Origin of the sequence: Solibacillus sp. FSL K6-1523 (genome assembly GCF_038005225.1) — a bacterium.
Lineage (GTDB): Bacteria > Bacillota > Bacilli > Bacillales_A > Planococcaceae > Solibacillus.
In genome coordinates, this window is the sequence record NZ_JBBOSU010000001.1 from 3,562,488 (window position 1) to 3,575,181 (window position 12,694).

Here is a 12,694-nt window from a genome sequence, read left to right on the forward strand (position 1 = left end):
GTTACTGCATCGTTCCGGCTAGTAAGCGATATATTTTGACTAGTAACGCAAAAAGAGTGGCGCGTTTCGATAGGAGAATGGCGAGTATTGCGAAAAATTTGGCGAGAAAAAGGAAAAGCCGTGCCAAAAATCCCTATTGAAATTGGGTTTCCGGCACAGCTATTTGTACTAATAAATAAATTAAACTAACTCCAACCATGTAACTAATTCTACATGTGTCGTATGTGGGAATAAGTCGACAGGTTGTACGGTTTTAAGTACGTAACCAAATGGCAGTAATTCCGTTACATCTTTCGCGAATGTATCTGGATTACAAGATACGTAAACAATTCGTTTCGGTTTCGAACGGCCGATACGGCGCATCACTTTTCCGCCAGCTCCAGAACGTGGTGGATCAATCAATAGTATGTCAGCGAATCCGAACTGCTCTTGCATTTCCGCTAATCCATTACGTGCATCACGCGCAAGGAATATTGTATTATGCAAATCATTATCGATGGCATTGCGTTTTGCCGATTCAATCGATGTTTCGACAATTTCGATTCCTGCTAATTCTTTCACGCGCGCAGCAAATGGTAATGAGAACGTGCCGACACCGCAAAACAGGTCAATCATTTTCTCATCTTCCTTTGGTTTACCCATTTCTAGTGCAAGCTCAACAAGTTTTTGTGCTTGTTTTGGATTCGTTTGGAAAAATGTATCAAACCAAAGACGATAGCGATACCCCGCCATTTCATCATAAATGAAATCACGCCCCGCTAGTAAATGTGTATCCTCGGATTGTGTTCGATCTGCCCAGTCTGTGTTGACAAGCCAAAGAAGACTTTTCACATTTGGTAATTTCTTCGTAATGCGCTCAACAAGATTTTCAACAGCCGCTGCTAACTCTCCGTCCGGCGTTTGTGTCGCAAATAATGCCAGCATCATTTCGCCAGTTACAAACGATTCACGCACCATTAAATGACGCAGAAGCCCTTCATGTTTATCTTTGTTATAGCCTTTCAATCCGAATTCTTTTACCCATTGGCCGACTTCTAGCATGCCATCAACCATATTTTGACCAGCGATTAAACATGTTTCTAATGGAACGATTTTGCGGAAGTTTCCTTGTTCATGCTGTCCCATTTCCCCCTCAGGTGAAAACGTGAACTCCATCTTATTACGATAGTTCCAAGGATTGTCTGCACCGATCGTGTCTAGCACTAGCCCAGAATCTAACCCTTCACTTTCCAATGCGTTTTTCACTTGCTCCGTTTTATGCTTCAATTGACCTTCATACGTCCAGTGCTGCCACACACAACCGCCGCAAAGTTCAAAATGTGGACAAGGAGCTTCTGTTCGCTCAGGACTTGCTACTAAAATTTCTCCTGCCTCTACTTTTCGTCTTTTCTTATCAGGATCATCAACGACAACTTTCACAGACTCCCCTTTAAGTGTCTGCGGAATCGTTAACTTTAGCTTTCTAGGATTAAAACCTCTATCACTTTCACGCCAAATTACTGCTTGTCCATTCCCTCTATCATCTAAATGGTCAATTGTCGCAATAAGCGTTTCTTCTTTTATATTAGTCAAGGAATATTTCCCCTTTCAATAGTAATTTCATGTATTGAAGGCTGATTTCCACAATGCTTGTGTACCTCTTCAAAACAGATAGCCATTGTCATTATAACGAATATGAGCCCGAATGAACATTAACTTCTAACAAACTTCGCAATTTGCACTTTGGTGGTAGGGAATCACACACAATTATTTCGTGTAGCAAGCAAAATGTATTGATCTTATGCATAGTTACAAGGCTAACTATTACCTACATCGTTTCCCTTTAAAATCTCCAAGCGCATATTTCGGTAAAGACTCCGAAAATACCAACTTAATATTCTTATGTTCGATACAGTCGAGCCTCTTTTTAGAAGAGTATATATACATCTAACAATATAAAATGATAATTTATTTTGGCAAACTAAACTATTATACGAGTTTTATTCGAAGCTCTTTCATAACTTATGAAGACGAAAGGAGGGATAAATATGGGCAATTATGTATTACCAACTGGCGTACTGGAAAAAGCACCTCGAGCTGTTAGTGCTGTCATTAATCTAGTTAATTTAGTTCGTAAAGCTCAGGATGTTGAGGTCGAAGTTTGGGACTTGTCTTCTTTTTCTAATCCTGTAAAACTCCCTGTTCTTACAGGTAACAATATACCTGTAATATTTCCTTATCGACTTCCCCCTGTAACCTTTGCAGAAATGTACGCAAGTTTAACAGGTGTTTTATTTTATGAAATCCGAATTATTCATCTGAAGGCTAGAAGGATCATTGCGAATTGTTTTGGAAGGAGTATTACTTCGGTAGCCCAAGAAGGAAATACGGTGCTCGATCAACAACTAATCAAAATTGATTTGAATTGCAGTTGTTAGTTTGCGTAAAGCTTGAATAAGTTTAAACAACGAAGACCGACTATTACTGCTAGTCGGTCTTTTAAACGCTTATCACGTGTCCATCGAAATATAGTCCCATTCTTCATCGCGATGCCCGATTATCCAAAACAATCCTCTACGTCTTTCCATAACGACACTTTCATTTAAACTTGCTGGCGCTTCTTGTTCTTGTATGCGACTATTTACGCAAGCCCAGTGTAGTCGATAAATTTTATCCGCCTCATCCAAAATTACCTCTATGTTACGCATCGTCGTTTCACCATAAAATTGTTCGAACGACTCGCAGCTTGAAACAACTTGAATGGCATATTCACAGTCACAAATATCATCTGGAAAATCAAGTGTATCGACAAGCCCTAACGCCCAAATAAGCACCCAGTATGCTTCATATTGCCAAGATATATTACCCGCTTCTTGCTTATTTGGATTTTCCGATTGCAAAAAGTTCCGTTCATTATCCGTTAAGTATTTTTCCACACCAAATTTATTGAGCATGCCTGTAAAGAAATCCCTCGATTCATGAATATCACTGTCTTGTGCAACATCGCAAGCATATTGAATAATAATTAATAATGCGACTGCTCTTTTTGCGATTTGTTCCTGTGTTTTAAACGAATAATGTGCTAACGGTAGCAGCTGAGGAAGCCCTTGATTAAATGGAATTCCATGTTCATTTAAATACATAATCGTGTTGTTCTTTCTTCGTTCCCCTTCTTCCGTTATGACTTCAGGTCCCATTATCTTTCTAGTGCACGCATGAGGTCTAAATTGAGCAGGACCCGACTTGCCATCAGGGTATACGATTACAAGCCCTTCTTGATCGAGCAAAATTCCATTTGGTAAAAAACCAATTCCACCGATTTGTGCGAGGAGGTTCGTAAATAATTGAAGCAGTTCTTCCTCAATATCCTTTTCTACTTCAATCGCAATCATCGTATTCAATACAGATATTTGTGTTAATACAAGCTCTTTTAGCTGCTCATCTTCAAAAGGAATTTCATCATAAAATCCCATCATTCCAGGTATATTTTTTTCAAAATAAGAGGGATCGCTATCTTCTGAACTGACTCGTATGATCATCTTCTCTTTATTAAAAAGCTTTTTGGACTGGATTTTGTAGTCATTTTCATTTTGTTTAATTCGAAAATCTTTCGCGAAAACATGTAAAATGTTGTTTCCAATATCGTCAATATCATTTAAAGACGCGTAAATTGTAAAATATTTCAATATTTTCTCTCCCTTTATCGTACGCTTTTCTAGTAATCTGAAACATTCACTTCATTTTGTAAAGTTTGAATATCCACTGAATAACATCGCATATTTAGCATTCACCCGTCACTTATAGAAGTAGTGGTTTTTTGTTGAAATAAGTTGCGGCGGGTGTATAAAACATCTAGAAACTCTCTCTCATCATCAAACTTTTCACACGACTAATCGGAATTTGTGCGTCGTGATCAATAATGAAAGCACGCGAAAAATTACGGTAATACTGCTCATCATGTGTTTTAGGTGATAAAATAAATAATTTGCGCTGTAATTCCTGATTGTATAAGGCGAATACCTTTTCTTTACGGTTTTCATCTAGCGCACTGTCGAACTCGTCTAGTAAAATAAAGCCTGGCGATGTTTGGAGGTTTTTTAGTAAAGCTAACGCAAAAAGAAGTGAACTTAGCGATTCTTCGCCACCCGAAACGCCTTTCCCAAACTTGCCGTTACGCGCTTTAATACTAACTTCTGTTAAATTACCTCGATGCCCTTTTTTCCGTACTTTTAAAAATAGTTGGAAAATTGTGCGGCCGCGCTTATCGGTATAGCGTTCCCACTCTATTGCCCCTTCAAAGCCAAACTCATCCATATAGCCTTCAAATAAATGACGAAGCGCGCGTACTTGCATACTAATCGTATTTTCTAGATTCGTAGCTAGCTCATCTGTATGTTGCTGCTGCTCTTCAATCATTTTTTCCGTTTTTAGTACTGTGTCACGCTTTTCTATATAATCCTTTTGAATGACCTCAAAATTTTGTGGGGCTTGCGGATTGATTTTCGCTTGGCGTGCATCGAAAAACGAGGCCTTTGCATTCATATTCATTTGCAGTATCTTTGTTTTCGAAAACTCTGTAATGATCGGTTCCAAAATCGTTTCGGTGTATAAATCAGATACAATACTAGCTAATTCAGCAAGATTGATTTCATGTTTTGTTACTTGCTCTTGCGCTACCTCGATTGTATCCTCTAGTGACGTTTTCGAACGATTAGCTCCTTCTAAGTTACGCTGTGTATCCGTTAAATCTATTTTTAATTGGTATTCATGATCTTTCACTCTGCGAATATCTTCTTCAAACTGATGGATTGAATTTTCCAGCGTGCGAATATCCTTTTGGAGCTGATTGTATTGGTTTTTCTTTTCATCAAAACTTTTCTTAAGGGCGGTATACTGATTTTGAAGCTCTGTCAAAGCACCAAGCTTCTTATAAATCTCCAGTTCCTCCGCCAATTGCTTCTGTTCGTATTCCACAGTAGCAATTTCCCTATTATGTGTGGTCAACTGTTGATTATTGTCTTTCATACTCGTTTGCAGTTGTGCAAGTTCCTGCTTCAAAATGGCTAAATATTTTTCATTATTCACAAGGTCGTTTGCTTGTGTGAAATAGGATTCTGCTCTCAAAATTTCTGGCAATGCATCTCGCAGCCTACTATGCTCGGCACTATTTTGCTGATAGCTCTGTTCTAATTGCTCTAACTGCTTCGAAATTTCCATGTGTTCCTTCCGCAGACGTAGCAAGCTTTGTGCAATTGCTTTTTCACTTAAAATGAAAGTATCCCGCTCTTGGACACCACGACTTCCACGCTCATCAACGAGCAAATTGCCTGAGATTTTCGGCATTTGAATGAAAAATTGCTCAATCCAGTACAACACTTTTGAGGAGAAGACTTGCTCAGCTTGGCTTAAATTGCCGCGCGTTGTTAATTTTAATTGCGGTAAATCTTTAATAAACCGGGTTGGAATAATGCTTTTTAGCGATACATAATACAAATCATTGGTAGGTTGAATCATTTTGGCATCGTAAAAAACACTATATTTAATCGTATCTAAACGTTTTTCATCCACTGGCATTGCATCTTCTGTTAACTCCACTAAATCTCGCAAAGCATAGGCAACTATATTTTGTTGACGTAGTGCCTGCAAGCCCTTTTCCTGGCGCTGTGAGTACACTTGATTTTGCTCAAATGAATGAATTTCAGCCTCTACTGCTTTTTTAGCAGCGACTAATTTCGAACGTTTTTCAAAATACTTTTCTAAAGATTGCTCAAACTTTTGGATTTGTTCCTTCACGACAAAGGAACTGCGAAATTGTTTTTTAATTCGCTCCATCTCTTCTTTTTGCTCGTGAATTTGTTTAATCTCAATTTCTTTTTTAGCAATGGATTGATTGTGCTGTTGCATTGCATCCGATAGCTCATTTTGCGCATCCTGTAAACGATCAATAAAGTTCGTACTTTCTACTAGCTGTTCGCTCATTTGTTGATAAAGTTGTTGCGTTTCATCTTCTGAATAACGCAGCCTTTTTTGTTCCCGCTCAGTTTCTACTAACTGTTTTTGTAATCTCGTTATCTCGTTTTCTAGTGTCGCAATTTCCTCAACAAAACGATCCCTTTGCCCTTGTTTCTTACTTTTTGTCAATTGCATATCTTGAAGCTGTTTTTGTTTCATCGTTAAGTCTATATGTAATCGCCCTTGCTGCTCCTGAATAACCTTTATTTTTTGTGTATTGTCCTCAATATTGCCGTTCATTTCCGCCAATTTCTTCTCACTATCAGTAATCAACTGCTGCTCAATATGCTTTAATGTGTTCGTTGTTAAAATTAGCTGTTTACCAGATGTAGCCATTCTTTGTTGATTGGCATGATAATCATTTAATTCATTTTGTGCACGATTTAACTCGTGGTTGGCATTATTCACAAATTGCTGCGATTCTTTCAGTACAACAGCGAGCTCACTTAGTTGAGCAATTTGGGTCTCCCATTTTTGCTGAATATCTGAAATACCGTACATATCGCTAAATCGGCGAAAGCGTTCTTCAGGTGAATAGGCCGCAAATTGATTGACCTCCTGCTGATACCAAATTAAATAGTACATATCTGGGAAAATCTTGTATTTCTTTTTCAATTGCTCCGTATACAACGAAAAGTTGCGCTGTTGACTATCACCCGAACGAAAAATATCTTCTAACACTAAATCGTCCAATGTTTCGCCATACAAAATTTCATATTCCCGCTGCGGAATCGAATTGGCACTCGGCTGATCAATATTCACACGAAATGCAATGTATGGGGGCCCGTCCACTTGAGAACTACCTGTATTTTTAAACGTCAACGTAATCGAAGCACGCCATATGTGTGTATCTGGAATATTGTTCGAACGAATTCCTTCTAACGACACACGTGAGGAATTTAAAACCGCGCCAAAACAAAAGGCCAATGTTGATTTCCCTGTACCATTTGGACCCGTAATGAGCACATGCTCGAAATCATCACCAAATGTTAATTGCGTTGCTGGAAAATCGCGTACACCTGAAAATGCTAGACGATATGGAATCATAGCTCATCCTCCTTTAAATACAAGTTATAGCGTTTGAAAAACTTCAGCACTTCTTCTTTACTAAGTTGACGTTCCTGAGAAAACTCTAGCGTACGACGTAAAAATGAATCGGAAAACATATGAACACCAATTGTCGTTAGTTTATACGCTTCCTCAGTGGCAGAAATATCGTATTTTTCTACGGCGCCAATCGATTCTAACGGCTTAATATTCGCCACCATTTTGCGTGTCGCATTGTAATTTTCATGACCAAAATCCGCTATTAACTGGTCTAACAACGTAAACTCATGACTTAACACTTCCTGCTGATAAAACATGTAGAGCAAGATCGCAAGGGACTCCTTATTGAGCGTCGATTTCGCTTCACGCGCTGGCACGCGCATTAAAACAACGGCCCGGTCCCGCTTGTCATCATAAATCACTTGGAAATACCGGCCTGTTACAAGATTTACGCGTTCAATAAAGGAGTAAAAGGCATCCTCTCCCTTTATTTTTAGGATTTTTTCAATTTCATTACGCTTCAAACCATAATTTTGGCGCATCGTCGTGGAGGATGATGAATACAACAGACGCATAAACACTAATTCTTCTTCAATAGATAAATAGATTTTTAAATTATTCAGTACGTCCAGGCGGTTTTGTTCGAAGTTCTCTTGGGGAAACGATGTATTTTCGGTCGTCATCATTTATCCACTCCCATTCTTTTTCATAATCAGTTGTTTTTTCTGTTGGGGCATAAACGATCTTTTTATTCGCTTGCATAGCTGAGACGACAAATAAGGACTTGATCGCATCACTCCAAGAGCTAGAAGATGTTTGAATAATAAGCTCTTCAATTTCTGTTTCACCATGCTCAGCTAAATGCTGCTCCATCATTTCCGTATCCATTTTAGATTTCGTCACTTCCCATGCCGCATTTTTAAAAATTTCTTCGATGGATTGCCCTTCCACATACTGTTCTTCATAATGCTCTGGCTCTGTTTCAGGCAAAGGTTCATTTATTTTCGGCTCATAACGCTCTAGGTAGTCAATGGCCAAATCTATATCTGCCCCACCAATAGGCGATGTAAATTTCACTGGCAGCCAAATGCCATCCATTGCTTCATCCGTGTACAAATTTTGTTCCATAAAACTTAAAATATCTTCTACGTTCGGTGTATTCGTTTCGGTTTCAGTGTTGTACATTTTGAAAATATATTGACGAAACTTTTCAGGTGAAACATTTTGATGAATTTCAATTTCTTGCATCGTGACAAAGCGTACATACTTCTTCAACAAACTTGTACTCAATGTCGTACCTTTTGCTAGCGCCACTGTACCACGCTGAATTAAATTCGTCATAATTAAACTTTCTTCAATCGTTTGGAATTGGGCTAGACGCTCCTTCATTTTTTGCTCTAACTCCATCATGAGCTCATGGATAAGTTGCAATTGTGGCAACGCATTTTTTTCTGCTAAGAACTCTAGCTGCCGGTTTTCCAATGTTTGCACGGCATCTTCTACATTCACTATCATGGAAGCAATACGGTTTCCGCCAGAAATCCCTTTATCATCATAAGCTTCACTAATTTCCGCATCACGTCTTGCTTGAAATAACGAGCGACCAATATCATCTTTCAAATAATAAGCTAGTGTATCGTTCGCTAATCGAATGAGCGCATCCATTAACCGCTTCCCACGGTCTTGCAGCTTAATTTGACGGGACTGTTTGGCAATCCAACTATTCGTTTGCAGTAGACGAACGACGTGCTCAATATCCTTTGGATCGGGCGGTGTCAAATCGTTATATGTATTCACATAACGGTAGTACAACATTTTTTCATCTTCAATTGGCTCTCTTATACCAAGTGCCGCTTCATTTAATAACTGGATAATATTTATAAAACGCAAAATTTCGAGCGGCGCATCATACATCTTTTCGCCACCTAGATCTTTTAAAACACCACCTAACGAAGCCAAATCTCGCATCGTCATTTTCAACTCAGGCATATCCGCTTCACTATTAAAAATTGAAATAGGTGCTCTTACACTTTCATCCATCGGGTCCATTGTGCAACATCTCCTAACTGCTGTTCTTGTTCATGAAAAGCAATTTGTAGCTCCTCTGTTAACCACTCTTCATATTCCGTAAAGGTTAAAGAAATTAGCTGATCACGTGCAATAAAACGTTTATTTGTTGTCGTGATTAACTCATCAAGCCCACGACTAATCGACAAGCCTGCAGCATCATAATCGGTCCATATAAATACGTTTATTGTCGATTGCATAAGCTGTCTTATCAATGTTTTATGCGCTGTTCGTAACTGACCATCTACGCTTAATACAAAACTATTCGTACGTTGTAAAAACGCCATTTCAGTACTCATCCGTGTTAAAATTGCACGATTTTCCACCAACCAAATATTCGTGCAAGCTGACGTAAAGTGGTCCTGCACCATATCATGATCCGTCAACGCATGAATCGAGCCATATTTATAGCTGCTAAAGTTACCTTCTAATTGCCCACTAAAAAACAGTGGTGTAATCTGCCCTAAGCTCACTAACCCATAGTCGCTTACCTTCATGTCAAACCATTGTTCAAGCTGAGCAATAAATTCCTTCTTATATGAATCAAACACTTTCGAGCCGCCAATTGTATTAAAATAAGTCGCACCAATTTCTTTAAAATCAAACAGTTGCTGGCGACTGACTAATTGAAAAAACGCAACGCAAAATTCAAGAAACGTCAGCCGCTTTACAGTTGGCCATGTAGTAGGAAAAAGTGGACATTGCTTTAGCTCCGTTTCTGATGTATTTCGTTGTAATAGCTCAAGCAGTTCACCATCTCCCTTTGGAAACTGGTCCATCAATTTATTATAAGTAACTCTAAATTGGTCATTTTTTTCGTTCTTTTGGTGTTCAAAATATGTATATAAACTAATACCCATTCTAAAATACGCTTCTTTAACGGTTTGTCCGTCTGTATGAAAACGAACTTCCTCTATAACCCACCCTTGTTGGATCCAAGTTTCGAGCGTATGAAGGGGTGCTTGTAAAACCCTTTTATTATGAAGTGTTAATTTTGCCTGTAAAATTTCAGCTGGTGGTGTTCCTTCGTGCAATTCACCAAACTTTAATACGGCGATTCTTTTAAATGTTCGCGCTGTTTTTTTCGTAATATACGCTTCAAAAATAGCTGGTCTAATTTCGACAGGCGCTTCAAGAATTTCGTTAATCTTCAAAAAATAACGGTCAAAAAATAAATCCTGATTCATCGTTCACGCCCCCTTTACTATATAATCCCATCATAACAAATAATGAAATTAAGCGGTTGGATTGTGTGTGTTTGATTAATAGCGGATACAGTATTTTAAAAAGTAACTGGTGCCAATTACTCGTTATTTATTACATACAATAAGCGAGTTTTCAGGAAACATTTTACATACATTAAACCAAAGTGTAAAATTATAGTACTCGCATGTCATTACTTTCAATGAAAGAGGTGGATTGCATGGAAAAGGACTCTAAGTTGTTAGAACGGATTGCTACGCTGGAAAAAGAACTCCACACATTACGTACAGAAGTGCAGCATTTAAAAAAGCATGTACATTTCGAGCAAACTGTACCTATTCAAAAAATAGTAGCACAAACAATCGTTCCACCAAAACAACCTATCCAAAAAGAAATAGCTATCGTCCAAGAAGAAAGTATTCCTAAAGAGGAAAAACGCTCACTTGAAGAAACGTTTACAAGGGCCTTACCAAGAATTTTTATGGTCATTTTAGTGCTCGGTGTTTTGTGGGGCTTGAAGCTTGTAAATGATTACGGCTTTTTATCAGACAGTGTAAAAATAATCGCTGGTTTCGCATTATCAATCGGTCTCGGGATATGTGCGTTTATGATGGAGAAAAGACAAAAAGGTTCGCGCGTTGTCGCCTTATCGCTCTATGGTGGTGCATTTATTGTCGGTATTTTAGTGACGGCGGCTGGTGCCATTTTATATGACTTCCTTCATCTATATGTTGCTCTCTTAATCGCACTTGTCTATATAGCATATGGGGTTTTCATTAGTTATGTAAAAGGAAACGAAGCATTAACTGCGCTCGTTATCTTTACTTCATTATTACTACCATATTTACTTGAATATATGAAATTCAGCGCAATAATTATCGGTGTTTTCATCGTGCTACTATTCACAGTTGTGCAAATGGTTATTTGGAAACATACACAACGTAAAGCACTCTATATAGGAATGGCTTTTTCGATTTTAGCATTTGGGATTGTTTTCATATTCAACAGTGGGCAAAATGGCTTTTTCGCACTCGCAGTTGTAGTGCTATATAGCGTCTTTTTAGCAAGCTATTTACGCTTATACTCTAGTAGAAGCACGAAACATGCAAGTTTACTATTTAGTTTTACAATCATTATCTTAGCATTAATAAACGGAATGCTTTTACAAAAAGAGGTTACGCTGCTTATCGTGCTTGCTCTCTTACTTGGGATTTTAGCAAGTGCTTTGTACATTGTATTTAAACGTAAAGACCGACTATTAATCGACATGTTCGGTACATTATCTATGATCACAATATTAAACTTTATTGCACAGCTCAATATTTCAAGCGAAGTCATGTTCCTTTTAATGATTATCGTGTCATTTTCTGGGTTGACCCTTGCAGTGAAGCATGCGATTGTGTTCATGAAATATTTACAAGGCATTACATTTTCAATACTATCATTTTTAGTTCTGATGTTTTATGAAGTTCAACCATTTTTCTCTATAGAGCATTTGACGATTGTGATTGTCACTGTCATGCTGTTCGCATTATACTGGATTCTTCGCCACTATGAGCATGCTCCGAGTGATAACAAAGAATGGCTGATTGGTTTAGAGGATGTTTATCCATGTCTTTTATATGTAGTCGCACTTCTTTACATTTGGAAATTGGATTGGGCTTATATGCCAGTAGGGTTTACTTCTTACTTCTTGTTTAGTGCGATTGCGATTGGCCTTGTACTAATTCTGATTGGAAATCATGCGCAGATTGGCCGGTTCCTTCCAGTTCTTGCTTCGATAATTTACGGATTCGCAGCACTCGTATTAATAACAACTGTTTGGATTGATGAACGAGCAATTTTAGTTGCACTCATCATGCGCATTTTATATATCGCGATTTTTTGGGCTGTTATTGCAGACTTATGGAAGCTTGGTAGGATTTCTAAGCAATATGAACCTCTTTCCACCCAGTATACAGAGTCGTTTACGCTTGCTGGAATGATTATTTCGATTGTTTGGCTTTTCGGCGTGACACACTTCATGAATTTTCATGAGCTCATTAATTGGAGCTCGGCTGTTATTTTGAATACCGTTTCGATTTTCATTATTGCTTGTTTATCGCTCTTTTTAGCATCAAAACGAAGCTACCAACAACTGAAATTAACCGGCATAGTCCTACTATTTTTCGGGATCATTAAAATGATTTTCTTTGATCTATCTACACTCGATATTCTGATCCGTTCCATTTTATTTATTTTCATCGGTGCAATCGGGCTGGTGATTTCTAATAAGTTATTAGGTAAAGGGAAAACAGAATAGAATTGCATATTTGGCACAAAGCTCCTAGTCGTCATTAATTTATAGAACAAAATAGGGCATCTACAAGCTTGGATTTCAGCTTGT

Annotated in this window: 8 protein-coding genes; 2 read left to right on the forward strand and 6 right to left on the reverse strand. The window is 38.2% G+C overall.

What is annotated here, in order from left to right; genetic code table 11:
* Positions 1-180: 180 nt before the first annotated feature.
* Positions 181-1,572, reverse strand: coding sequence for a 23S rRNA (uracil(1939)-C(5))-methyltransferase RlmD (rlmD, locus tag MHI10_RS17230; protein WP_340787545.1), 1,392 nt, complete (start codon positions 1,570-1,572; stop codon positions 181-183).
* 455 nt (positions 1,573-2,027) lie between these two features.
* On the opposite strand from rlmD, the gene MHI10_RS17235 reads away from it, so the two are divergent.
* A complete protein-coding gene (locus MHI10_RS17235; RefSeq protein WP_340787546.1) occupies positions 2,028-2,417 on the forward strand; it encodes a hypothetical protein in 390 nt (129 codons plus the stop codon).
* 72 nt (positions 2,418-2,489) lie between these two features.
* On the opposite strand, the gene MHI10_RS17240 is transcribed toward MHI10_RS17235, so the two are convergent.
* The 5 genes from MHI10_RS17240 to MHI10_RS17260 form a co-directional block, all read right to left on the reverse strand.
* Positions 2,490-3,665 carry a DUF4272 domain-containing protein gene (locus tag MHI10_RS17240; RefSeq protein WP_340787548.1) on the reverse strand — a complete coding sequence of 392 codons (1,176 nt, stop codon included), beginning with the start codon at positions 3,663-3,665 and terminating at the stop codon, positions 2,490-2,492.
* A gap of 166 nt (positions 3,666-3,831) precedes the next feature.
* Positions 3,832-7,038 (reverse strand): hypothetical protein, encoded by a 3,207-nt coding sequence (locus MHI10_RS17245; protein ID WP_340787550.1) that lies wholly within the window; start codon positions 7,036-7,038, stop codon positions 3,832-3,834.
* The gene (locus MHI10_RS17250; protein WP_340787551.1) at positions 7,035-7,721 is read right to left on the reverse strand and encodes a hypothetical protein; all 687 of its coding nucleotides are present in this window, start codon (positions 7,719-7,721) and stop codon (positions 7,035-7,037) included. Before MHI10_RS17250 ends, MHI10_RS17245 begins: the two co-directional genes overlap by 4 nt.
* On the reverse strand, positions 7,654-9,087 hold the full coding sequence (locus MHI10_RS17255) for a hypothetical protein (protein ID WP_340787553.1): 1,434 nt from the start codon (positions 9,085-9,087) through the stop codon (positions 7,654-7,656). Before MHI10_RS17255 ends, MHI10_RS17250 begins: the two co-directional genes overlap by 68 nt.
* Positions 9,063-10,292 carry a DUF2399 domain-containing protein gene (locus tag MHI10_RS17260; protein ID WP_340787554.1) on the reverse strand — a complete coding sequence of 410 codons (1,230 nt, stop codon included), beginning with the start codon at positions 10,290-10,292 and terminating at the stop codon, positions 9,063-9,065. The genes MHI10_RS17255 and MHI10_RS17260 overlap by 25 nt, the downstream gene beginning before the upstream one ends.
* A gap of 236 nt (positions 10,293-10,528) precedes the next feature.
* Here MHI10_RS17260 and MHI10_RS17265 point away from each other — a divergent pair, with 236 nt between their 5' ends.
* Positions 10,529-12,610, forward strand: coding sequence for a DUF2339 domain-containing protein (locus MHI10_RS17265; protein ID WP_340787556.1), 2,082 nt, complete (start codon positions 10,529-10,531; stop codon positions 12,608-12,610).
* Positions 12,611-12,694 lie beyond the last annotated feature (84 nt).

What these genes read in the sequence shown, in the direction of transcription:
- MHI10_RS17235 (WP_340787546.1), top strand. Translation starts at nt 2,028, where the DNA reads ATGGGCAATTATGTATTACCAACTGGCGTACTGGAAAAAGCACCTCGA.
- MHI10_RS17245 (WP_340787550.1), bottom strand. Translation starts at nt 7,038, where the DNA reads ATGATTCCATATCGTCTAGCATTTTCAGGTGTACGCGATTTTCCAGCA.
- MHI10_RS17250 (WP_340787551.1), bottom strand. Translation starts at nt 7,721, where the DNA reads ATGACGACCGAAAATACATCGTTTCCCCAAGAGAACTTCGAACAAAAC.
- MHI10_RS17255 (WP_340787553.1), bottom strand. Translation starts at nt 9,087, where the DNA reads ATGGACCCGATGGATGAAAGTGTAAGAGCACCTATTTCAATTTTTAAT.
- MHI10_RS17260 (WP_340787554.1), bottom strand. Translation starts at nt 10,292, where the DNA reads ATGAATCAGGATTTATTTTTTGACCGTTATTTTTTGAAGATTAACGAA.
- MHI10_RS17265 (WP_340787556.1), top strand. Translation starts at nt 10,529, where the DNA reads ATGGAAAAGGACTCTAAGTTGTTAGAACGGATTGCTACGCTGGAAAAA.